Annotated in this window: 16 protein-coding genes; 13 read left to right on the forward strand and 3 right to left on the reverse strand. The window is 41.4% G+C overall.

The annotated features are described in order from the left end of the window. Positions 1–15: 15 nt before the first annotated feature. From HMPREF9010_RS19215 to HMPREF9010_RS19205, 3 genes are all read right to left on the reverse strand, one after another. Entirely contained in the window at positions 16–744 is a 729-nt protein-coding gene (locus tag HMPREF9010_RS19215) for a DUF3990 domain-containing protein (RefSeq protein WP_008647470.1), read from the reverse strand. Continuing rightward, positions 738–1,019 carry a DUF3791 domain-containing protein gene (locus tag HMPREF9010_RS19210; RefSeq protein WP_004296045.1) on the reverse strand — a complete coding sequence of 94 codons (282 nt, stop codon included), beginning with the start codon at positions 1,017–1,019 and terminating at the stop codon, positions 738–740. Before HMPREF9010_RS19210 ends, HMPREF9010_RS19215 begins: the two co-directional genes overlap by 7 nt. Positions 1,020–1,161: 142 nt before the next feature. Then, positions 1,162–1,683 (reverse strand): hypothetical protein, encoded by a 522-nt coding sequence (locus HMPREF9010_RS19205; protein WP_032852606.1) that lies wholly within the window; start codon positions 1,681–1,683, stop codon positions 1,162–1,164. A 620-nt stretch (positions 1,684–2,303) separates the two neighbouring features. On the opposite strand from HMPREF9010_RS19205, the gene HMPREF9010_RS19200 reads away from it, so the two are divergent. The 13 genes from HMPREF9010_RS19200 to HMPREF9010_RS19140 all read left to right on the forward strand — a co-directional run bounded on the left by HMPREF9010_RS19200 (position 2,304) and on the right by HMPREF9010_RS19140 (position 24,422). Next, the gene (locus tag HMPREF9010_RS19200) at positions 2,304–2,891 is read left to right on the forward strand and encodes a DUF3575 domain-containing protein (protein ID WP_008647473.1); all 588 of its coding nucleotides are present in this window, start codon (positions 2,304–2,306) and stop codon (positions 2,889–2,891) included. Positions 2,892–2,898: 7 nt separating this feature from the next. After that, positions 2,899–4,440, forward strand: a complete 1,542-nt coding sequence (locus tag HMPREF9010_RS19195; RefSeq protein ID WP_004325964.1) for a DUF3868 domain-containing protein — start codon at positions 2,899–2,901, stop codon at positions 4,438–4,440. A gap of 55 nt (positions 4,441–4,495) precedes the next feature. Continuing rightward, positions 4,496–6,085, forward strand: a complete 1,590-nt coding sequence (locus tag HMPREF9010_RS19190) for an Mfa1 family fimbria major subunit (RefSeq protein ID WP_008647474.1) — start codon at positions 4,496–4,498, stop codon at positions 6,083–6,085. Positions 6,086–6,088: 3 nt separating this feature from the next. Next, a complete protein-coding gene (locus tag HMPREF9010_RS19185) occupies positions 6,089–7,057 on the forward strand; it encodes a FimB/Mfa2 family fimbrial subunit (protein ID WP_008647475.1) in 969 nt (322 codons plus the stop codon). Positions 7,058–7,094: 37 nt separating this feature from the next. Then, positions 7,095–9,569, forward strand: a complete 2,475-nt coding sequence (locus HMPREF9010_RS19180) for a fimbrial protein (RefSeq protein WP_008647476.1) — start codon at positions 7,095–7,097, stop codon at positions 9,567–9,569. A 30-nt stretch (positions 9,570–9,599) separates the two neighbouring features. Continuing rightward, the gene (locus HMPREF9010_RS19175; RefSeq protein ID WP_032852470.1) at positions 9,600–11,909 is read left to right on the forward strand and encodes a DUF4906 domain-containing protein; all 2,310 of its coding nucleotides are present in this window, start codon (positions 9,600–9,602) and stop codon (positions 11,907–11,909) included. A 33-nt stretch (positions 11,910–11,942) separates the two neighbouring features. Further along, a complete protein-coding gene (locus HMPREF9010_RS19170; protein WP_008647480.1) occupies positions 11,943–12,737 on the forward strand; it encodes a DUF1566 domain-containing protein in 795 nt (264 codons plus the stop codon). Between the two features lie 51 nt (positions 12,738–12,788). Then, entirely contained in the window at positions 12,789–13,154 is a 366-nt protein-coding gene (locus HMPREF9010_RS19165; RefSeq protein ID WP_004296035.1) for a DUF4469 domain-containing protein, read from the forward strand. A gap of 80 nt (positions 13,155–13,234) precedes the next feature. Next, the gene (locus HMPREF9010_RS19160) at positions 13,235–14,128 is read left to right on the forward strand and encodes a helix-turn-helix domain-containing protein (protein WP_008647481.1); all 894 of its coding nucleotides are present in this window, start codon (positions 13,235–13,237) and stop codon (positions 14,126–14,128) included. A 208-nt stretch (positions 14,129–14,336) separates the two neighbouring features. Beyond that, entirely contained in the window at positions 14,337–17,636 is a 3,300-nt protein-coding gene (locus tag HMPREF9010_RS19155) for a glycosyl hydrolase (RefSeq protein ID WP_008647483.1), read from the forward strand. Positions 17,637–17,752: 116 nt separating this feature from the next. Continuing rightward, complete coding sequence (locus tag HMPREF9010_RS19150; protein WP_008647485.1) at positions 17,753–19,186, forward strand: sialate O-acetylesterase; 1,434 nt, start codon at positions 17,753–17,755, stop codon at positions 19,184–19,186. A gap of 33 nt (positions 19,187–19,219) precedes the next feature. After that, entirely contained in the window at positions 19,220–21,571 is a 2,352-nt protein-coding gene (locus HMPREF9010_RS19145; protein WP_008647487.1) for a DUF5703 domain-containing protein, read from the forward strand. A 196-nt stretch (positions 21,572–21,767) separates the two neighbouring features. Further along, positions 21,768–24,422, forward strand: a complete 2,655-nt coding sequence (locus tag HMPREF9010_RS19140; protein ID WP_008647489.1) for a glycoside hydrolase family 2 protein — start codon at positions 21,768–21,770, stop codon at positions 24,420–24,422. Positions 24,423–24,502 lie beyond the last annotated feature (80 nt).

Genomic DNA, 24,502 nt, shown 5'->3' on the forward strand with positions numbered 1-24,502 from the left:
AAGACAAGGTTAATATCAACCTTGTCTTTTTTGTAGCTCTCTCATTAATTCATCTACAATATATGCATCGCTCATGAGATATAGATCTCCAAGTCGGTGGACAATGCGCTGGTAGCTTTCGCTATTATAAAATATATCAAGTGCCTGTAGACTGGAAATATGCAGACGGGTAGCAAGAAGTTCTACAATGCTGTAATATTTGCCTTGCATTACAATATCAGCATTGGGGATTTCTTTTGAGAGAGATGGGAAAGGCAAAAGTATAGCATCCACAAAATGTAAGTGTTCGTCAATTATTTTTTGGTTCGTAATACAAATTTGATTGTTAGGCTCTTGATGAATCAAACGTGACAACGCTTCTTCACGAGTGTAATCACCACGCATATAAAGGTCAATAGTACGTATCACACGGTCATCTGCTATACCGCCTTCTATTATGTCATAATCCTGCCATATAACATTCCCTTGTCGACATGCTACAACAAAATCCAGCCAATGTGCATCGTAAGTGGTAAAGTGCAAATAATTAAAAGAAGAGTTGCGGCAGGCATCTATATCCAATGAATAAATATTGAGCCACACACTATTCTCATGGCGAATATCAGCTGTGCGAAGAGCCCAACGAACTGCCTGTTCCTTTAAATCAGTAAGATAAAAGCCCACTCCGAAATCAAGATTCGGTCGGCATACGCCAGCTAATGGTTGTTCTACACGGTAAGTAGAACCATGATAAACAGTTAACATGACTTATCTCCTTTTTGCTGTGTCGAAACTTGAAAAGGACGATAATCTTCCGGTAACCATTGTGGATCACGATGATAGATATATTCTAATAAAGAATCTACTATGTAGGCTTTGCCTTGGGTATGCAAAGTATCATAAAAAGCATTTATATAGCCGTCTATAGCACCTAATTCTTTTAGTTTATTATATACATCCGCACTATAGCGTCCTAACCGTTCGGCTGTATTCTCTATACAATAGATAATAAACTCTAATTGTTTTTCTTTGAGGGTCATATTATTTTCTCCTTTCTTATCTTAATCAATTAGCGAAAAAGATTAATATTAGCAAAGATAGAAAAGTTCCTTCTTTCTTCCAATTAATTAGTATAGTATATCACGTTTCATTATGGATTAAATCAAAATCAATATACTTTCATTATAGCTTTATAGCTTTTTCTTCTTTCACCAACTTCCTCCATCTTTGAAATGCCCTCATCAGCGTTTCTTCCTGTACCAGTCCTACCATTTCGTAGTGCTCTACGAATTGTTCTATTGACTTTTTAAATATCACTCCTTTATTGAACTTATTATCCAATAGAAAGGAGTATAATTCCGCTTTCATCTCCGTTTCTATTTCCTTTTCTATAATCAATGCACTATCGTTTCCGATATAGTTATAGACTTCCGGATTCTTCCCATTACGCGGTTTGGGCAGTACAAAGCAAATATTCCCAATTTCTTTCCATGAAGTATTTTGCGGATGAGGGACAGATAGTTGATGAAGGAAGTGATAAACTGGAGTAATGTGGGAGAGATGGATAGGGATAAGTCGTTTGGAAGAAGAAGAAGGAGAGGAGGAATGAGACTGGTTCTCTGGATCGGGTTCTAAACTTTGTCGATATCGGACATACATATATCCAGCCAAATATGGCTTGATATTAATTGTAACTGTAACCATGGGAAAATTTTTAAAGTTTGTAATAAAAAAGTATGTATATACAGCTCTTTGGACTGTGAATTCCGTTTGGTTTATTGAGAATATTCCCATGGTTATCGGGACGGAATTCTTCTTTTTATAATAAATTGATATACAGTGTATTATAGATACTGTTTTTTGGTTTAAAACCAAGGAACCGTTCCTTTTAAAGGAACGACCTGTTTCTCACCGAGGAACGCCTTGTTCCTTTTAAAGAAACGGATGACTCCTTAAAATCCGGGAACAAAACTAGTTGTAATATTCCGATATTTCAAGATGGATGATTGAAGCATTAAACAATACGTGTAAATATAAATAATCATTTTTATACATCGTTTATTTTACGCGTGTATAAACAACCGGTATGTCATGAAAGTTAATTGAATAGAATGGATAATAATTTAACAATGTTTACCGGATAAACCTTTTTTGAGAGTGTTAAAACTCGCTTCTTAGATGATTATGTGGCTATTTTGAGTGAAATTTCGGAATCTGTGTGCAATTTCAGAACGTTTTATTTTAATATATATTTCTTTTGTAAATCTGCAGCATATAATATTTAAATAAACATAAGCGAATAAGCAATAAATATACGCATTTTAATGAAGATACATGACATAGCAATTCTTTTTTTTATATTTTGGGGAAGCATTTCACAATGTGCGGCTCAAAAGATAGCGGTAAAAACAAACCTACTCTACGGTACATACGCCAGTTCACCTAATCTGGAAACCGAATTCGGGATTTCACCGCGAGGTACAGTAGATCTGGGTGCTGGCTTCAACTGGTTTACATCCGTTCATTCATCCTCAAACAAGAAACTGGTGCATTGGCTTGGCTCGGTAGAATATCGTTATTGGACGTGTGAAAGATTCAGCGGACATTTTTTGGGAATACATATACTAGGCGGACAGTACAACATAGCCGGTCATCATTTGCCGCTTCTATTTGGAGATGATTCCGGTCACTATCGCTATGAAGGATGGGGAATAGGCGGAGGCATTTCGTACGGCTACCATTTTCTTTTAGGCAATCGTTGGAGTCTCGAAGCAAATATAGGTATAGGGTATGTCAGACTACATTATGACAAGTTCCGATGCGAGACTTGTGGTGAAAAGACCGGAACAGAAAATCGCAACTATTTCGGACCTACTAAAGCAGCAGTTTCACTTATATTTCTTATAAAATAACAAAAACATGATAAATCTAAAATCTATCCTATGGCTGTTGCCTCTGTCACTGCTCGTTTCTCCATTACTATATGGAGAAAACCTGCCGGACAAATGGTATAAAGGAACGATACAAGCAACAGCCATCGAATTGCAACAAGTGGGGGATTCCCTACATATTCAAGTGCTTTATGACCTTGATAAAATAAAAGTCAGTTCCAATCATTCGATAGAACTGATACCGGTATTGATTGCTGCAAACCACCAACTGGAGTTACCGGAGATTTCTGTCAAAGGGCATAGTAATTTCCAAAACCTGAAACGTAAACTGGCTTTAATGAATACACAGGAACGTGATTTTTACCAGTCGGAAGCTCCGTACTATGTTGTGAAAGGATATGGAATAACCGAAGAAAAACAAATTCGATATTCCTTGGTCATTCCATTCGAATCGTGGATGAAAGATGCACGTTTGGATATAAAAAAGGAAGTAATGGGCTGTTGCAAACCGGGCAAGTTATTATCGACGTTTCCGCTTTTCGGTACCGTCACTTTGGAGCAACCGCCTGTTCCATATCACATCGTCCCGCATATCAGTTATGTCCGCCCCCAAGTTGAACCTGTAAAAAAACGTGAGATGTCATGTGAAGCGTTCCTGGATTTTGTTGTATCAAAGACCATCATAAGGCCGGATTACATGAACAACCCGGTCGAACTGGAAAAAATATCCTCTATGCTTGCCGAAGTGAGAAATGATACAACTATTACCATTCGTGGAATATCAGTCATTGGTTATGCTTCACCGGAGGGTTCTGTCCTTTTTAACAAACAGCTTTCCGAAGGACGTGCAAAGGCACTTGTTAATTACCTTCTCCCTCGTTTCCCTTTCTCTAAAGAATTATACAAGGTGGAATATGGTGGCGAAAACTGGGAAGGACTACGTAAAATGGTTGCAGAGTCTGACATGGCAGAAAAGGATAGAATTCTTCATATTATAGATCACATACCAGTTGAAATAAACTACCGAACGAATACCAGTCGCAAGAAATCGTTGATGCTATATAAACAGGGCAATCCTTATCGGTTTATGTTGCGTGAGTATTACCCACATCTGCGTAAAGCGATCTGTAAAATAGAGTACGATGTTCAGAATTTTAATATAGAACAGGCAAAAGTGCTGATTCATAGTCGGCCACAAAATTTGAGCCTGAATGAAATTTATTTGGTCGCTCTCACTTACAAAAACGGATCACCGGAGTTTATAGAATTGTTTGAAAAAGCTGTCAGTCTCTTTCCTGATGATAAGATTGCCAACCTGAATGCTGCCTCGGCTGCACTTTCGCGAGAAGACATTGCATTAGCAGAAAAATATCTTAAGAAAGCAGAGATTTCTGCACCGGAATATGAAAATGCCGTAGGAGTGTTGTACCTGTTGAAAAGCGACTATAAACAGGCAAAGCTACATCTAATCAAAGCTGCCGAATCCGGATTGGAACAAGCATATTTCAATCTGGAGGAATTGAATAAAAAGGAAGAAGATATTCGATCAATGACTAAACTAGATTATTGATTTTTTATTTATTATAATTATCATTTTATTTACAACATTTTAAAATTTAACAAAGATGAAAACAAAAAGTTTTCTATTATCTACATTGGTGACTTTTATGTTTGCCGGCTGTAGTAGTGATGATGCCCGGGAAGGGAATATTCCGAGCGGTGAACTGAATGGAAAGGCGTATCTGTCGCTTTCCCTGCAAAGTCACACATCCACTACAAGAGCAGAGAATGTAGTAGAAAAACCGGGAAGTTCAGGGGAAAGTAAAGCAGGGACAGTCAGAGTTTTATTATTTGACGAGGAAGATGTGTGCCTTGATGTGGTTAATTTTGATGGTCTTACTGTTGGGAATAGCGGAGGAACAAGTGCAGAGGGGACAGGGACCCCGGAAGCTGCAGCTAGTGAAGCTCAATTAGTACCGGAGAAGACTAAAAAAGTATTTGTGGTTATCAATCCTTACACCGACGGGAATAAAGGGTGGAATTTAACTGCGGATGCTGTAAAAGGTAAACCTTGGTCTGCAATTAACACTGCTATTGAGGCGGTTATTGCCAATGTCGCTACCACCAATCAATTCATGATGACGAGTGCTGGCAAAGGTACTGGGATAGAAGGAGCATTAACGAATGTAACAGTGCATAAGCCAAGTGGATATACCAATGAAGCCATAAATCAGGCAAAAACAGATGCCAAAAACAATCCTGCTGAAATTAGTGTGGATCGATTGAGTGCAAAAGTAGAAGTTGCGGTTAAAGACCCTTTCAGTACAAAACCTGATGGTGCCAAATTTGCTTTCGGCGGTTGGGAATTAAGCGTTACCAATAAGAGTGTGAAACTGTATAGTGAACTTATCACTTACGATAATGCCACGACTGGAGCGGTTTATCGTCGGGATAAAAACTACTTGTCTGACGAACAACCTGATGTATCAAATGCGAGTACTATGGAAACGAATATGGATGCAGCTTTCAATTATCTAAAAAATATAGATAGCGAAAGTGAGGAGATACCTGCTGTTGCACAGAGTAAGGGAACAAGTCTGTATTGTCTTGAAAATACAATGGAAGCTAAGGCACAGCAATTAGGATTCACCACCAAGGTAGTGGTAAAAGCTACATATACTCCCAATGGTTTGACCGAAAATAGCAGTTATTTCTCTTGGAAAGGGAACTATTATACATTAGACCAGCTTAAAGATGAATATAATAACACTGCTAGTGGCGGACTGAAAACAGACTTACCTATATTCTTAAAAAAAGCGGGTGTCGTGGCAGAGGGTGTTTCGGACATAGATAAGGCGATTGCAGAGCTTACCGCAGACAAATTTACTGCGAAAACCGGTATCATCGGACGCTTCTGTGCCGTACGTTATTATCATGAATCTGTATGCTATTACGATGTCCTGATTCGTCATGACCAAAATGTAACAACCAAAATGGCTTTGGGTAGATACGGTGTGGTACGTAACAACTGGTATCACCTGGAACTTCAGAGCGTGAGCGGTCCCGGAACACCGTGGATTCCCGACCCGTCTGATCCTGATCCTACTAATCCTACACCTCCGGGTACCGATGATGATGAAGCAGACGCATACATTTCTGTAAAAATCACTATCAATCCATGGACTTACTGGACACAAGGTGTTGATTTGCATTAATAGATGAAAATCAAGAGACACATAAAGAAATACATAATAATCCTTGCCGCTTTTATGGCGGCAGGGATTACCGGTTGCGACGTCTTTCATGACGATCTCGACCAGTGTGACCTTTTTCTTGAATTCAGGTATGACTATAACATGGTAAATGAAGACTGGTTTGCCGATCAGGTGGAGGAAGTAAAAGTCTATGTGTTCGATGCAGAAGGGAAATATCTTCAGACATTCATCGAAAAAGGTAATCCGCTGAAAAATACGGACTATCGTATGCTGATCCCTTATCGACTGAAAGGCTGTACGGCTGTTGTATGGGCCGGAAAAACAGATGAGTTTTACCGGCTATCATCAATGACTGCAGGTGATCCGATAGACAAACTATCCTTAAAATACGAACCCGATAATGACATGAGCAACAATCATCTTGATGCATTATGGCATAGCGGTCCCCTGCAAATGTTTTCTCCGGAGAACATAAGCAATACAGAAACTGTCAGCCTGATACGTAATACCAATGATATAACGATAGGCATTACACGAGGCAGCAATCAGGTCGATCTTTCAAAATACAATATACAATTGATAGCGGCAAACAGTATTTATGACTATAAAAATAATTTTGGAGATGGAAACAAGAACATAATTTACCACCCTTGTGCAGATGAGGAAGACAACAAACTATCTCTTCAGACCCGGCTCCACACGCTTAGATTCGTCAAAGATGTCGCTATGCCTTTTTCCATTACGGAGCAAACATCAGGAAAAGCGATAGACATTGGAGGAGAAACAACCATAAACCTTATTGACTACTTGCTGAAAAGTAAACCAGAAACGATGGGGGACCAGGAATATCTCGACCGCAGATATCAGTGGGACATTAACATCCGCATCGGAGATAAGGAAGAGAACGGTTACATAGCATTAAGTATCACTATTAACAACTGGACCTACTGGTTCCAACCAACGGATATGTAAGACGTTTCTTTGAAACGGAATTATGGCACGATAAAGGATGAATATAACTATCAACATAAAATTTTCGGCAATTATTCTGCTTTTGACGATGTTTGCCCTGTTTACATACTCTTGTACAAAGGAGAATGAAACAACAGGCGCACGTATTTACGAAGGAGAAAGGATACCGATGAGTATTAAAATGGGGACACGCAATACTACCGTCGACGAAGATGAAGTCATAAAATCCGTACGTGCAATTGTGTTTAATGACAAAAACGAATTGGTATACAACGACGTTTCTGACGCTTCCATAAATGCTGATGGTATATACACCGCTTCCATAAGAGCGGCACGGGGATATAATAACATTTACATCATCTGTAACGAAACACCGGAGCTTACGGAAAAGCTCGCTGCCATTACATTGGAAAATGAAATAGAAAAAGTGACATTCTCCGCCATAGGTATTGTTGCTCCGCCACCTATGTATGGAAATGTGTCACGTGCCTATGTGGAATCCCGTAGCGACGGAACAAATGCCACAGTTACCATCAATAATGTTACGACAACGGAACTGCCGATTGAGGTAAACCGCATGGTGTCCCGCATCAGCTTTACGGCAATTAAAAATATCGCCAATGAGGATGAAGATTTTAAAGTAACCAGACTGAATGTAAAAGTGTGTCGAATGCCGGTTGCCACTACTATAGGGGAGGGGCAGGCATATACGGAAAATATATGGTCGGATGATCTTACTATATCAGGAACAGGCGAGCTCGATAATAACGGTACGTATACGATAAATGGAAATAACTACACCATTCCTGATAACATAGATTTCATAACGATTCCTACTACTTATATTCCCGAACACATATTGGCCGACCCTCAAAATGCTTCACAAGCAACCTATCTTAAAATAGATGCACAATGCGTTCTTAAAAACGGCAGCACACAGGTGCTGAACTGCATCTATCTGCTGAATATCGGTCAGGAGCCTCCTAAGAATCATAACCTGATACGAAACAACCATTATCAAATATACGCCACCATTACCGGCATGGGAGCAATGGGACTTTATGCAGAAATAGTGGCAATGGAGGAACATGATATCACTATCAACTGGAAACCGATTGACGGGCTGGTCATTGTAAGTGACAAGGCTGCAGACTATGACGCCGTAGCCGATACGTCCAGAAATGTGAATATATGGAATGACTTTAGTGTTTATTCAGGGATACTGAAAGCATATCATTCAGGAACAGGATACAAGGATATCCTATTTAAATACGGCAGCCTGATAGCCATAAGTTCACCGGATGCAGATACGGGATTCACCCCACCTGCCAATGCCACTACATTGAACGATGTACTTTGGTATCCGGGCTCGTACACTCCTTTAAATATTACGGAATGGGCGGATATTCCTTATCTGGAAACGGATAAAATACCCACAGATAATACAATCGCCCAAGTGACAGCGGGAAAGGGAGACCCTTGCAAACTTGCCGGACTATCCGAATCCCAAATTAAGACTTTGGGGATTGTGGATAATAAGCAGTGGCGCATGGCTACTCCGGCTGAAAATCAAATACTGAAAACGGCAGCGGATAATGAAAGTAATTCACGGGGTTATCCTTCATTCCATTGGTTGTTTTCTCCACATAATAGGTATAGGGATACAAACGGTATATCGCAAGGAGACCGTTCCAATGGATGGTATTGGGACAACAATGCTACCGTATTCAATTTTTCCGGAGAAAATCCGCAAAATGCAGGAATTCAAGAAAATATGAACAGGCAAAACGCGTATATGATCCGTTGTGTGCGCAATGAGATGATAAAAAGCCAACTGGAAGTAGGTATCGTCAGCAGCCCGACTTATCAGGGAACCGAAACAAGTGGAAATGCTTATTTTGGTATTATCTCGAATATTCCTTACTGGACAGCAACACTTGTCACAGAAGGAGCAGATGTGGGATCAACAACCGAATTTGACGATTTCTCATTTGTAGCCGGAGAAACAATACATACCACCCATGGCAATAACACTCAAAACATTCCTATATACGTCAAACGTAAAGAAAGCACCTCATCCCGTTCATTTAGAGTGAAAGTGGAGGGGATCGGTTTGGAAGGAAAGACAGTCAATAAAATACTCACAGTTTCTCAAAGCGGGTATATTTTACGTGCGAAGACAGGATTAAGTAGCATAGGTAATATACCACAAGGAGAACACTCTTATACTACGACTATTGCCCTTACTCCTACAGACGTAACCCTGCCTGCTGGAAAGTTGTATTTACAAATTACTTACGGAGGTACTGTAAGGTGTGAAAGTACTAAAGTAGATATTGAATCGGGTAAATATAGTTATAATGTTGATATTACCATTCCGGAAAACAATAGTCCAAGTATCGTTGAACTTATAGGAAATATATATTTAGAGTATGAAAACAACTATACAGTTTCTCTTGGCAGTCCGATAATTAAGCAGAACGGGACAATATCCTCCGACAATGAGAATTGAGATGAAAGTATGATGATAAATAGATACAATATGACAATAAATATAAAATATAATGCGTATTTCCGGACAGCTTGCATTGCTTTGTTTTCACTGATATTCACAGGCTGTACAAAAGATAAACTGGAAGAATTCAGTCCTGGAAATGCTACCGGTAAAATGGTAATGGTCAGCCTGAATGTCAGCCTTCCCCCTGCTGTAGAGCCAACATCTGTGAGCAGGTATGCAGTTACCAAGCCATTTTTTAGAAACAGAACCAATGCTGATTCGCCGTTTACGGTGATTTTGGGAGAGGGGCAAAAGGAATATGCAATAAACTCTAATACCCGGGTATCCGATGGTACAACCTCGTTATATAATCTTTGGCTTTTCCAGTTTCATGAGAATGGTTCGATCAACGGAAAACCTCACAAACTTAGTGATGTAAAGACAGCTATTAATGACATGGTAACTATAGATGTTCCCTTAGTTGTGGCAGATAATCAGACTTTATACCTGCTTGTACTGGGACCTAAACTTGATTGTGATATGAGTGAAGTGGGAACACTTGATGATCTCAAGAAATGGAATTTCAAATATCTAACTAATGTAGAAGGACATACCCAATCGCTTATCACAGCTGATAATGAGGTGCCATTTGCCGGAGAAGTGTCAGGAGTCACTGTCGTAAACGTTGATGATGGTAAACGTGGCCTGGTGGAATACAACAAGCCCGTCGGTTTTGTAGGAGGTATTGAAATCAGGAGGTTGATGGCACGCATTACATTACGCTATAAATTTGAAGTGGAGAATTACCAATTACAAGGACTGAAATTATTGAATGTCAACAATACGATTCGACTTACCAACCCTTCAAAAAATACCACCGAGGACACTTATGCCACGCTTGAAACTGTTGATTTTGAGGGACCCGATTCCAATGATTTCTATTCGGCAACCTGGTATGTTGCACAGAATTGTCAAGGGACGATAGAAAAAATTCTTAGTGAAAATCAACGCTACTATAAAATTGTTGATAAAACCCCTGCTGGGGATGCACCGCCATTGGGTACGCAGATTGAGGCATGGGCATACCCGACAACTGCATCTGCAACTGACGAATATGCAATTTACCAGATGTATGTTGGAAATAACAATACCAATAACTTTGACGTAGAACCCAACCATTTTTACAACCTACGTACTACCATAAATGCAGACCTAACTTCAGCAAAGAATGACGAACGGATCAGAACGTATACCGCCAGTCAGTATGTAGAGTTTCATGCCAGTCAGAATATAAGCGTTGGTGGAGGAGCGAAATTTTATTATACAAAATACAACAAAGCGGGCGTAAGCTATGATCTTGATGCAGCCTATGATGTACGTCCCATAGTTATACAGACTCAAGGACGGAAAGTGGAAGTTGGGATATATACGGATAATCTCTGTATCACAAAAGTTTCTTCTGATAAGAGTTGGCTCTATCTGTCTTCCTCATCTAATTATACAGATGCGTTCAACAATACTGATGAGCCATTGGCTACATCTGCCAAAGCAAATACCATACTTCCTACACAAGTGAAGTTTTATCTTTACAATGATGAATATGTTTATGATGAAAACGGTAAACTGGTCAATCCTGGTGAAAATGATAAGGACGGAAAGCGTTCCCTGTATATTAAAGTGACTACTACAACCGAGGGTGACGAAGGAGAGCCTATACAAGCTTATCATATATTCAAGATGGATCAGCGACCAGCTGTATATGCCGGACGTTTCGGAGGAGGGAAAGATGCAGACGGGAACTATATGATGGGATTAGTGCATGACAGATTGCCTGCGCGCGGCAGCTCTAAATATTTGGAAGACATAACAGTTGGAACAATACAATATGGTTATGATAAAGTTGAAACAGCTACATACTCATACGGAACCGATAATATGGATTACGGAAAAGAGGCAACGAGAAATTTGGCTGAGAATATTAAAAATCTCACTTGGAATAACGAAAAAATAGCTGCTCCGCAAAAAAATGCATCTGGATATGTATTGCTCTATCAATATCAATATCCGGCCAGCTCCTTTTCAGCGAGAGTTTGCTATGACAAAAACAGGGATAAAAATGGAAACGGACGAATTGATAAAGAGGAAATGGAATGGTATTTCCCGGCCTCTAATCAAATGATTGGTATGTATATAGGCAGTTTTTTAAATAACGAAAACTTTCCTGGTGGTGCAACAACAGAAGACGGAAATGACAATGTCAAAAGATGGTACCAAGGGGTGAATTCTTATCAAAAAATGCAAACCGGATTTTCCAGATGTGTCAGAGATATAGATATCTCGCTCGATACTGATTAATGATGACATGAACTAAAATAAATAAAGAACAAAATGAAAAGAATAACAGTCATAATCTTCGTATCTTTTTTTATCCTGCTGAAAGGGTATTCTCAAAAGATTGAAATATATGAAGAGGCGGGAATTAAGTATGCAGCTATTAAATCAATGGAGTTACCGGCAAACAGGGTGGAAAATAGAAGTGAAAACCCTGACTTTTATAAAACTATTCAATTATTTAAGTACACCGACAGCGGTATGGATACTGAACCCATTCAAGTTAACGGTGAGAATGTTTATGTAAAACGGATTACACGACATCCTTACAACGAGAATAATCAAACAATAAAAATCGTTTGGAAAGTATCGGAATACTTTATCATTTCTCCGGATAATGTATGTAGCGATGGAAATGATAGTGATGGAAAGAATGTGGGAGAGAAAACAATGAAATGGGCTACAGCGAACGGATACCTTGCTACGGCAAACACAAATAGTTACACTACGGCAAGTTTTGCAGTACCTAAAGGATGTGCAATGTATCGTGGAAAGGACGGGAAAGATGAACCTGGGACATGGCGGATACCTACATTAAGGGAGGGAAGCCTAATTATGATTTTTTATAAGGAATTAGAGAGAACCAAGGATAAAGGCACCGATTTCCAGCCGTTTGATTTGTCGTTAGATGATAAAAAGGGAACAGCTTATTGGTTGGCAACAGAAAATAATAGTAGTGGGAGTGCATGGTCTATAAAATTTTATCCTATGGCAGTGAAATATACATCATCCCTTATCTCCAAGGGTAGCACTCTTTATCTCCGCTGTATCCGGGATATTCCATTAAAATGAGTTACGAACAAAATCATTATCAGTTTATATACACACTTATTATCATACCAAATGAAAACGATAAAAGCCGAAATATTAATGATTGAAGGAGCACCATTCCCTGCCATTGAAAAAGTATATGATCCTTCAAGTAAAAAATGTAATGGGAGGATTACACCACAAGCCCCCATTGTCATCACCGGACATCACTTGGATATGTTAACATGGGATAGCGCCAATCTATACCTTGTGTCTTCAGTAAATGACAGAATGTTGATAGAATGTGGTGATATTCATAAATATTCGGACGATAAAGTGTATACAACCATTCCTGATATTGATGAAGGTGAATATTTTCTGGCACTGATGATTCTGATGAAAGATAAAGAAAGTTTCTTATATATCTTTCCCATATCTTTGATTGTACAATTTACTTAATCAAAATGTCACGATTAACATATGTATATGATAGAAGCAAGAAATAAAGACAAACAGCATAATAGCATAAATTGCAGTCAATGAAAGATAATAAGCCATATAGGCAAAATAAAGTATTTGATAATATATCAGAAACAGAAGAGTTTAATGTCTATACTAAAATAGACGATTTACCGCTTAATGAAACTCCTGCGTATCTTGAAGAAGGGATAAACGGGATATGTACGGGAGGCAGTGCGCTTTTCAATGTTTTTGGTAATAAACGACGGATTGTTTCCAATGATCTGGTTGTTATTTTTCCTTTCCAGTTGGCTGCTGTCACAGAGATTAGCGATGACTTTTCAATGACTTTTCTCAAAGTATCCAAAAACTTGTTTATGGATACGATAAGCGGAGTATGTATACCTACTCTTGATTTTTTCTTTTATATGCGGAAAAATTTCAGCACTCCGCTATGCGATGAAGAATGTCAACGCTTCATTCACTTTTGTCATATACTGATTTATCGTATCAACTTGCCTCGGAACTTATTCAGACGGGAGTCTATTATGCAACTATTACGTGTTTTCTATTGGGATATCTATGTGGCTTATAAAAGAAATCCGAAAGCTGCCGAATTAGTAAAATATACCCGTAAGGAAAAACTTTTATTCGACTTCTTTTGTTTGGTGATCGAATTTCATACCGTAAGCCGGGATGTTGCGTTTTATGCGCAAAAGATGTGCGTGTCCGCTAAACACCTTACAATGGTAATTACGGATATGAGCGGCCGTTCGGCAAAAGACTGGATTATAGAATATTCCATTCTTGAGATAAAGGCTCTTCTACGGGATTCGGACCTTGAAATAAAAGAAGTGGCATCACGTACAAACTTCCAGTCGAATTCCGTTATGACAAGGTTCTTTCGCGAACATACCGGCATGACACCGTCTGATTATAGAGAAAGAATTTTTATTCAGATAGATGGATCATGATTTATAGTTAGTTAAGTAATATACGAAATACTGCCTGTGAAGGTCGTCTATTGTTTGTTTTGTTTGTGTGGTGCACCTTCTTCCGAGAGTAGGAAAGGAGGTGCACCTTTTTTTTGATTAAAGTTGTTATATTCCTGATCTCATAAGCTAATAGTGAGTACAAAACAGAGTGATTTTCGTCTTTACTTTAGTAAAAATATAGACTGGAATGAAAAGCCGACTGAAACAACAAATATTTGCACTTTCTCTATTAGCATGGACAGCCGTATGCCCTGCCGATGCACAGCAAACACGCTCACTTAGGGAGCAATTTCAAAATCCGTCAGACGAAGCAAAACCCTGGACCTTTTGGTATTGGATGTATGGTGCCGTGTCTAAAGAAGGCATTACAGCCGACTTGGAGGCAATGAAACATGCCGGATTAGGAGGTACTTATCTGATGCCGATTAAAGGTATTCATGAAGGTGCCCAATACGATGGCAAGGCGCAGCAGCTAACTCCCGAATGGTGGGAGATGGTACGTTTCAGCATGGAAGAAGCAGATCGTTTGGGGCTGAAATTGGGGATGCACATTTGTGATGGTTTCGCATTGGCGGGAGGCCCCTGGATTACTCCCGAAGAATCTATGCAAAAAGTGGTTTGGAGTGATACGATTGTAAACGGAGGAAAGCTGATGGCTATTCGCTTGCCACAACCGGAGGCTTATGAAAACTACTATGAAGACATCGCATTATTCGCTTTGCCGGTAGAAGGCGCAGCGGACGAAATGCAGGCAAAAATTACCTGTGTCAATTTAGCCACAACAGGAAATGTAAAAGCTGCTCAAACAGTGAATATGGATGCGGCAGGGGTGATCCGTTCTTCGTATCCTTGTTATATCCAGTATGAATACGAACAACCCTTCACTTGTCGGAATATTGAAATCGTTTTAAATGGTAATAATTATCAGGCACACCGCTTGAAAGTAATGGCCAGTGATGACGGAGTGAATTATCGTTTGGTTAAGCAGTTGGTTCCTGCCCGTCAGGGATGGCAGAATACGGATGAGAATTCAACTCATAGTATTCCTCCGACTACCGCCCGTTTCTTCCGTTTCTACTGGACTCCTGAAGGAAGCGAACCGGGAAGTGAAGATATGGATGCTGCCAAATGGAAGCCCAATCTGAAAATAAAAGAATTACGCCTGCATCGGGAAGCCCGTCTGAACCAGTGGGAAGGAAAAGCCGGACTGGTATGGCGTGTTGCTCAAGCTACCAAAGAAGAGGAAGTTGGGAAACAGGACTGCTATTCACTTTCACAAGTCATCAATCTGACAGAGCAATATACCGGTCATTTGAATGGAAAAACATTGACTGCCACTCTCCCCAAAGGAAAATGGAAATTACTACGCATGGGACATACAGCTACTGGACATACCAATGCCACAGCGGGAGGCGGAAAAGGATTGGAATGTGATAAGTTTAACCCGAAAACGGTACGGAAACAATTCGATAACTGGTTTGCGCAGGCATTTGCAAAGACCAATCCCGAAGTAGCTCGTCGCGTACTGAAATATATGCATGTCGACAGTTGGGAATGTGGCAGCCAAAACTGGAATAAACGTTTCGCTATTGAATTTCAGAAACGTCGTGGCTACGATTTGATGCCTTATCTACCTCTATTGGCAGGTATTCCGATGGAAAGTGTCGAACAAAGTGAAAAGATTCTGCGAGACGTACGTACTACCATATCAGAACTCGTCGTAGATGTGTTTTATCAGGTATTGGCGGACTGTGCGAGAGAATATGATTGCCAGTTTTCGGCAGAATGTGTAGCTCCGACGATGGTAAGCGATGGTCTACTACATTATCAAAAAGTAGATCTTCCGATGGGTGAATTTTGGTTGAACAGTCCTACACATGACAAACCGAATGATATGCTCGATGCTATTAGCGGAGCACATATCTACGGAAAGAATATTATTCAGGCTGAAGGATTCACCGAAGTGCGTGGCACGTGGGATGAATACCCCGGAATGTTGAAAGCCTTATTGGATCGTAATTACGCATTAGGAATCAACCGCCTTTTCTACCATGTATATGTACATAATCCTTGGCTGGACCGCAAGCCCGGCATGACATTGGATGGCATCGGACTTTTCTTCCAACGAGATCAGACCTGGTGGGATAAAGGCGCAAAAGCCTTTTCCGAATATGCTACCCGTTGCCAGTCGTTATTGCAATATGGACATCCGGTAACAGACATCGCAGTCTTTACAGGCGAAGAAGTTCCAAGACGTTCGATATTACCGGAACGATTGGTTCCCTCTCTACCGGGAATCTTCGGTGCAGAACGAGTGGAAAGTGAACGCATCCGTCTGGCTAATGAGGGACAGCCTTTACGTGTACGTCCAGTAGGTGTTACTCATTCAGCTAACATGGCGGATCCGGAGAAATGGGTGAATCCGCTTCGTGGATATGCATACGATAGTTTTAATAAAGATGCAATCCTTCGTTTGGCGAAAGCAGAAAACGGACGAATAACGTTGCCGGGTGGAGCAAGTTATAAAGTGTTGGTACTGCCTCTTTCGCGTCCTATGAATCCCGAACCTGTATTGTCATCGGAAGTGCAGAAGAAAATCAATGAACTAAAAGAAGCTGGCATTTTGGTACCTTCTTTACCTTATACAGAAGAAGATTTTTCTGTGTATGGCTTGGAACGTGACATGATCGTGCCGGAAGATATTGCCTGGACGCATCGTCGTGGCGAACTTGGCGAACTCTATTTCGTAGCCAACCAAAAGGACGAAACACGCACGTTTACCGCAAGTATGCGTATTAACGGTAGAAAACCGGAATGTTGGAACCCGGTGACGGGTGAAATGAATGTCCATCCTTCCTATCGTATCAACGGAAACCGGACGGAAGTTACTCTCACATTGGCTCCTAATGAGTCCGTATTCATCGTATATCCTGTGGAGGGAGTACATGAAGGCTATGGAGAATCCTCTCTCCAACTGCAAAAGGAGAAAAAAGATACAGCTAAAGCCCCTTTAAACATAGCTTTGGAGGCAAAGGAATATACTATAACTTTTGCAGCTAACCAAAAAATGCTCACACGACAAGAACTCTTCGACTGGAGCCAAGAATCGGACGAACAGACACGTTACTATTCGGGGACAGCGACTTATAAGATCACTTTCCGCTGGAAAAATAAACCGAATAAAGACCAACAGATTTATCTGAATCTGGGAACAGTTTATAATTTGGCAACTGTTCGTGTGAATGGCGTAGATTGTGGCACAATCTGGACTGCTCCTTATCGTGCAAATATTACAGGTGCCCTGAAAAAAGGAACTAATGAGCTTGAAATAGAGGTTACAAATACTTGGGCGAATGCACTGACAGGAGCTGATGAAGGAAAAGCACCGTTTGATGGCATTTGGACTAATGCAAAATATCGCAGGGCAGAGAAAACGTTGCTTCCGGCAGGATTGCTCGGACCTTTGAGTTTTTCTACCACAGAATAAAATAGATTTTTAAGGCACGGATTACGCGGATTACACGGTTTATGAGAATCGTATTACATAAAGTAACAGCGCAATCCATGTAATCCGTGCCCAATTCATTATAATATAGCTAAAGTATGAAAAGTTCAATTATTAAAACAGGTACAATGTTGGCAGGTTTTCTGCTTGCTGCCTGCCTGTCAACACACGCAGAAGTAAAGCTACCGGCTATTTTTTCTGATGGCATGGTGATGCAGCAACAGACCAATGCAAACCTTTGGGGGACGGCAACTCCTCATAAAAAAGTAACAGTAACCACTAGTTGGAATGGAAAACAATATGCAGCAACAGCAGATAAAAATGGGGCATGGAAACTGACAGTAGCTACTCCCGAAGCGGGAGGCCCTTATACTGTGACTTTTGATGATGGAACCCAAAAGACACTGAATAATATTCTGATAGGCGAACTTTGGCTTTGTTCCGGACAAAGTAATATGGAAATGCCGATGAAAGGCTTCAAAAACCAACCGGTGGAAAATGCCAATATGGACATTCTTCACAGCAAGAATCCACAAATCCGTCTGTTTACGGTGAAACGTACTTCTACATTCACTCCGCAGAATGACGTTATCGGTTCGTGGAAAGAAGCAACCCCGGCCAGCGTCCGTGATTTCAGCGCAACAGCCTATTATTTCGGGAGACTGGTAAATGAAATATTAGATGTTCCGGTTGGGTTGGTTGTAGCAGCCTGGGGTGGTTCCGCCTGTGAAGCATGGATGACAGCGGACTGGCTGAAAGCCTTCCCGGAAGCGAAGATTCCTCAAACGGAAGCCGACATAAAATCTAAAAACCGTACTCCGACCGTGCTTTATAACGGTATGTTGCATCCGTTAATCGGTATGACCATGAAAGGAGTGATTTGGTATCAGGGCGAAGATAACTGGAATCGTGCCCATACGTATGCTGATATGTTTACCCGATTGATTAACGGTTGGCGTGCCGAATGGAAACAGGGTGATTTTCCCTTTTATTATTGCCAGATAGCTCCGTATGATTACGGGATTATTACCGAAAAAGGAAAGGAAGTGATAAATTCGGCATATCTCCGGGAGGCACAGGCAAAAGTTGAACATCGTGTAGCTAACAGCGGTATGGCTGTATTACTGGATGCAGGAATGGAAAAAGGTATTCATCCCGCAAAGAAACAGGTTGCAGGCGAACGCCTGGCACTTCTGGCTTTAACTAAAACGTATGGAGTGGAAGGCGTGAATGGCGAAAGTCCTTATTATAAAAGCATTGAAATAAAGAACGACACCGTAGTTGTCAGCTTCGAACGTGCCAATATGTGGATCAGCGGCAAGAACTGTTTCGAATCGAAAAACTTTCAGGTAGCCGGCGAAGATAAAGTTTTTTACCCGGCCAAAGCATGGATAGAACGTAGTAAGATGCTGGTGAAAAGCGATAAAGTACCGCACCCGGTAGCTGTTCGATATTGTTTTGAAAACTATGTGGAAGGAGATGTATATTGCGACGGATTGCCTTTAGGGTCTTTTCGTTCGGATGATTGGTAATAGCAAATAGACAAGGTAAAATATGAAAAATATATGAAGAGATTTTATCTGATTATAACCATACTGTTTGTTGGCGTGTCGGCTCTTTGGAGTCAGCATGCCAATGTCATTTGGAATACTCCCAGTCGTAATTCTTCTGAATCTATGCCCTGTGGCGGTGGAGATATTGGGATGAATATATGGGTAGAAGACGGTGACGTTATGTTCTATGTGAGCCGTAGCGGTACATTCGACGAAAACAACTGCCAGTTAAAACAAGGGCGTGTACGTCTCCGCCTGTCGCCCAATCCTTTCAAAGACGCTAAAGATTTTCGTCAGGAGTTGAAGTTAAAAGACGGATATGTAGAAATCGCGGCAGGAAACACGCAGATACAATTTTGGGTAGATGTTTTTCATCCGATTATACATGTAGAGGTAACAAATGCACAACCGTTGCAGACTGAAGTCTTTTATGAAAATTGGCGCTATCAGGAACGACCTGTCAGAAAAGGAGAGGGGCAACAGTGTTCCTACAAATGGGCTCCCCCGAAAGGCTCTATGACGGAGGCCGACTTTATTTCTTTAGACAAAATTACTGATTCAACAGGAAAGGCTGAAACAAATAGGACTTCAATAAAGAGGAACCAACTTCTGTTTTATCATCGCAATCCCGAACAGACCGTTTTTGATGTAGTTGTGGCTCAACAAGGGATGAACGAAGTAAAATCTCAAATGATGAATCCTTTGAAAAACTTAACTTTCGGAGGAACTCTTTTCGGTGATAACTTAGAATTTGTCGGTATCACAGATGATGTATATGCCGGAACAGACTACCGTGCCTGGAAATTCCGTTCTTCCAAAGCGGCCCGGAAAGAGTATTTCTGCATTGTGTTACATACAGACCAGACAGAAACAATAGAAGAATGGGAGCAGGGAGTACAAACAGCTTTGCATAGAATAGCCCCCAAAGGTAAAGTTTCATCGAAGACTATCATACAGGATAAAAAACAGACCCGTTCGTGGTGGAATTCCTTTTGGCAACGCAGTTTTATCGAAGCAGAAGGTGAAGCAAAAGAAATAACCAGAAACTACACCCTTTTCCGCTATATGCTGGGATGTAATGCTTATGGCAGCGTACCGACTAAATTCAATGGCGGGCTCTTCACCTTTGATCCTTGCCATGTCGATGAAAAACAATCTTTCACTCCCGACTACCGGAAATGGGGAGGTGGTACGATGACTGCACAGAATCAACGTTTAGTATACTGGCCGATGCTGAAAAGCGGAGACTTTGATATGATGCCTTCCCTGTTTGATTTTTATAACCGCATGTTGAAGAATGCAGAACTGCGAAGCCGTGTATATTGGCAACATGATGGAGCCTGCTTTAGCGAGCAGATCGAAAATTTCGGTTTGCCGAACCCCGCAGAATATGGTTTCAAACGACCGGACTGGTTTGACAAAGGATTGGAATATAATGCCTGGCTGGAATATGAATGGGATACGGTTCTTGAGTTCTGCCAAATGATATTGGAAACAAAGAACTATGCAAATGCTGATATTACCCCTTATTTACCTCTGATCGAGAGTTCGCTGACATTCTTCGACGAACATTACCGGCAACTAGCTTCCCGCCGGGGACGGAAAGCGTTGGATGGCAACGGACATCTGATTCTTTTCCCGGGCTCTGCTTGTGAGACATATAAGATGACTAATAATGCCAGTAGCACCATCGCTGCTCTAAAAACAGTATTGGAAACTTATGGAAAGAAGGAAGAGATGCTAAAGACAATCCCTCCGATTCCATTGCGGTACATAGAAATAAAAGATACGTTGAATCCGACTATTGCTCCGGTCTTGAAGCAAACAATTTCGCCCGCTGTAAGTTGGGAACGAATTAATAATGTTGAAACGCCACAACTTTATCCAGTGTTTCCATGGCGTATTTATGGAGTAGGAAAGGAGGATCTGGATATAGCCCGTAATACCTACTTTTATGACCCGGATGCCATCAAGTTCCGTTCGCATACCGGATGGAAACAAGATAATATATGGGCTGCCTGTTTAGGCCTGACCGAAGAAGCAAAGAAACTATCTTTAGCCAAATTATCGAATGGACCGCATCGTTTCCCCGCATTTTGGGGACCGGGATATGACTGGACACCCGATCACAACTGGGGAGGTAGCGGCATGATAGGACTTCAGGAAATGCTATTGCAAACAAATGGAGAACAAATACTCCTTTTCCCGGCATGGCCGAAAGAATGGAACGTACATTTCAAACTTCATGCTCCGGGCGAAACAACAGTAGAAGCCACTCTGAAAAACGGAAAAGTGACGGACTTGAAAGTTTTACCGGAAAGTAGAGAAAAGGATATTGTTATAATGATTGAAAAGGAAAAATGATAATTTTGCGGAGTGCCCTGAAAGGGCTTAATTATATAGCGTAGGGCAACGCCCTACGTAAAAGCGACAATCTGAATTTGCGCCCAGAAAGGGCATCCCAATAAATATATAATTGTAAGGCTTTCAGCCTAACTGCAAAATTCCCATTTAACCGCTAAATTCCCATTTAACGAATGAAATATATAAATAAAGAATTATGAATAAAAGACCATTTATCATCTTATCAGCTTTTCTGTTGCTATTTTCCTTGATAGAAAAAGGGCAGGCTACAGAAACTTACCGTCCCGAGACATCGGTTGCCGGATTCATCCAGCTTCCCGGTAGCGGGCGACAAGTCTATAATTTCAATCCAGGGTGGCGTTTTTTCAGAGGCGATGTCCGGGGAGCAGAAGCGGTAAACTTTGATGACCGTTTCTGGAATGTCGTTTCCACCCCTCATACTGTAGAGTTGATGCCGGCCGAAGGAAGCGGATGCCGCAATTATCAGGGACCGGCCTGGTATCGTAAGCACTTTGTCCTCCCCGCTGAAACAAAAGGGCAACGGGTAGTGCTTCATTTTGAAGCAGCTATGGGCAAACAGATCCTTTATCTGAATGGTAAACGCATCCAGGAACATCTGGGAGGTTATCTACCTTTTACTTTAGACTTGACTGCCAATGGTGTACAGGCTGGAGACTCCTGTCTGCTCGCTGTTTTCACGGACAACAGTGATGACAAATCCTATCCTCCTGGAAAACGTCAATACACATTAGACTTTGCTTATCATGGTGGCATTTATCGTGATGTATGGATGATTGCCAAATCTCCGGTAGCTATTACTGACGCTATTGATTCACAAACCGTTGGCGGTGGAGGTGTATTCGTTCATTTTGATAAGATCAGTGAAAAGAGTGCGCAGGTATATGTAAACACCGAAGTTCAGAATGACGACGCCCGTTTCGAGTCAGTCACTGTAGAAACGACTTTGACAGATGCGGATGGAAAAGTAATCAAACGCAGTTCAGGAAAACTCTCTTTAAAGCCGGGAGAGAAGAAATCCATCCGTCAACAGATGGAAGTAAAGAATCCTACTCTTTGGTCTCCGGACACTCCTTATTTATATAGAGTACAATCACGCATTAAAAAAGGAAATAAATCCATTGACGGAGGCATTACCCGTGTCGGTATTCGTCTGGCAGAATTCCGTGGTAAAGACGGATTCTGGCTGAATGGCAAACCTTTCGGACAACTGGTAGGAGCCAATCGCCATCAGGATTTTGCATACGTAGGCAATGCTTTGCCGAACTCACAGCAATGGCGTGACGCCAAACGTCTGCGTGATGCCGGATGCACCATTATTCGTGTAGCCCACTATCCCCAAGACCCTGCCTTCATGGATGCCTGTGACGAGCTCGGCCTGTTTGTGATTGTCGCTACTCCGGGATGGCAGTACTGGAACAAAGACCCGAAATTCGGAGAGTTGGTTCATCAGAATACCCGCGAAATGATTCGTCGTGACCGTAATCACCCTTCCGTACTGATGTGGGAACCCATCTTGAATGAAACCCGCTATCCGCTCGATTTTGCCTTGAAAGCTCTTGAGATTACCAAAGAAGAATATCCCTATCCGGGACGTCCGGTAGCTGCTGCCGATGTCCATTCTGCCGGAGTGAAAGAGCATTATGACGTTGTTTATGGCTGGCCGGGTGATGATGAAAAAGAAGACAAGCCGGAGCAATGTATCTTTACCCGTGAATTCGGGGAGAATGTAGACGACTGGTATGCTCACAACAATAATAACCGTGCCAGCCGCAGTTGGGGAGAACGTCCGTTACTGGTACAGGCTATGTCTTTGGCAAAGAGCTATGACGAGATGTACCGCACAACCGGTTTGTTTATCGGTGGTGCCCAATGGCATCCGTTCGACCATCAGCGTGGCTATCATCCGGACCCTTATTGGGGCGGCATTTATGATGCTTTCCGTCAGAAGAAATATGCGTATGAAGTATTTCGCAGCCAGTCGCCGGCCAGCCTCCAACACCCATTGGCAGAATGTGGACCGATGATATTCATTGCTCATGAAATGTCACAGTTCTCCGATAAGGACGTAGTTGTATTCACAAACTGTGATTCAGTCCGTCTTTCTATTTATGATGGAACGAAAACCTGGACGAAACCGGTGGTTCATGCCAAAGGGCACATGCCGAATGCTCCCGTTATATTCGAGAATGTCTGGGACTTTTGGGAAGCACGCGGATATAGCTATACTCAAAAAAACTGGCAAAAAGTGAACATGGTTGCCGAAGGAATCATCAACGGAAAAGTGGTATGCACTCAAAAGAAAATGCCTTCCCGACGTTCCACCAAACTACGTCTTTATGTAGATACTCAAAAAGTGAACCTGATAGCTGATGGCTCCGACTTTATCGTCGTAGTTGCTGAAGTAACCGATGATAGTGGAAATGTGCGCCGTCTGGCAAAAGAGAATATCGTTTTCACGGTAGAAGGTGAAGGAGAAATCATCGGAGATGCTACTATTGGCGCTAATCCCCGTGCGGTGGAGTTCGGCTCTGCTCCGGTATTGATTCGTTCTACCCGGAAAGCCGGAAAAATAAAGGTGAAAGCCCGCGTACAGTTTGAGGGCACTCAAGCTCCGACAGCTACTGAAATTGAACTGGAAAGCGTTCCTGCAGAATTCCCTTTCTGCTATGAGGAACAGACTTATGAAATACAAAGGACAACACCGTCCACTCTCAATGTAAACCCGAGCAAAGAATCATCTGAAGGAAAAGTGCAACTGACAGAAGAAGAACGCCAACGAGTGTTGGATGAAGTAGAACGTCAACAGACTGAATTTGGAACTGAAAAATAGTACGATAAAGTGATTAGCAGGTTAGTGATTAGTGATTAGCGGGGTGACCTGCCAACTTGTTTTTTATATGTTACTAAAGC

The sequence above is a fragment of the Bacteroides sp. 3_1_23 genome (assembly GCF_000162555.1).
Classification (GTDB): domain Bacteria; phylum Bacteroidota; class Bacteroidia; order Bacteroidales; family Bacteroidaceae; genus Bacteroides; species Bacteroides ovatus.

Excerpts from the sequence above, each read along its gene's own strand:
- HMPREF9010_RS19215 (WP_008647470.1), bottom strand. The coding sequence starts at position 744 with ATGTTAACTGTTTATCATGGTTCTACTTACCGTGTAGAACAACCATTA.
- HMPREF9010_RS19210 (WP_004296045.1), bottom strand. The coding sequence starts at position 1,019 with ATGACCCTCAAAGAAAAACAATTAGAGTTTATTATCTATTGTATAGAG.
- HMPREF9010_RS19205 (WP_032852606.1), bottom strand. The coding sequence starts at position 1,683 with ATGGTTACAGTTACAATTAATATCAAGCCATATTTGGCTGGATATATG.
- HMPREF9010_RS19200 (WP_008647473.1), top strand. The coding sequence starts at position 2,304 with ATGAAGATACATGACATAGCAATTCTTTTTTTTATATTTTGGGGAAGC.
- HMPREF9010_RS19195 (WP_004325964.1), top strand. The coding sequence starts at position 2,899 with ATGATAAATCTAAAATCTATCCTATGGCTGTTGCCTCTGTCACTGCTC.
- HMPREF9010_RS19190 (WP_008647474.1), top strand. The coding sequence starts at position 4,496 with ATGAAAACAAAAAGTTTTCTATTATCTACATTGGTGACTTTTATGTTT.
- HMPREF9010_RS19185 (WP_008647475.1), top strand. The coding sequence starts at position 6,089 with ATGAAAATCAAGAGACACATAAAGAAATACATAATAATCCTTGCCGCT.
- HMPREF9010_RS19180 (WP_008647476.1), top strand. The coding sequence starts at position 7,095 with ATGAATATAACTATCAACATAAAATTTTCGGCAATTATTCTGCTTTTG.
- HMPREF9010_RS19175 (WP_032852470.1), top strand. The coding sequence starts at position 9,600 with ATGACAATAAATATAAAATATAATGCGTATTTCCGGACAGCTTGCATT.
- HMPREF9010_RS19170 (WP_008647480.1), top strand. The coding sequence starts at position 11,943 with ATGAAAAGAATAACAGTCATAATCTTCGTATCTTTTTTTATCCTGCTG.
- HMPREF9010_RS19165 (WP_004296035.1), top strand. The coding sequence starts at position 12,789 with ATGAAAACGATAAAAGCCGAAATATTAATGATTGAAGGAGCACCATTC.
- HMPREF9010_RS19160 (WP_008647481.1), top strand. The coding sequence starts at position 13,235 with ATGAAAGATAATAAGCCATATAGGCAAAATAAAGTATTTGATAATATA.
- HMPREF9010_RS19155 (WP_008647483.1), top strand. The coding sequence starts at position 14,337 with ATGAAAAGCCGACTGAAACAACAAATATTTGCACTTTCTCTATTAGCA.
- HMPREF9010_RS19150 (WP_008647485.1), top strand. The coding sequence starts at position 17,753 with ATGAAAAGTTCAATTATTAAAACAGGTACAATGTTGGCAGGTTTTCTG.
- HMPREF9010_RS19145 (WP_008647487.1), top strand. The coding sequence starts at position 19,220 with ATGAAGAGATTTTATCTGATTATAACCATACTGTTTGTTGGCGTGTCG.
- HMPREF9010_RS19140 (WP_008647489.1), top strand. The coding sequence starts at position 21,768 with ATGAATAAAAGACCATTTATCATCTTATCAGCTTTTCTGTTGCTATTT.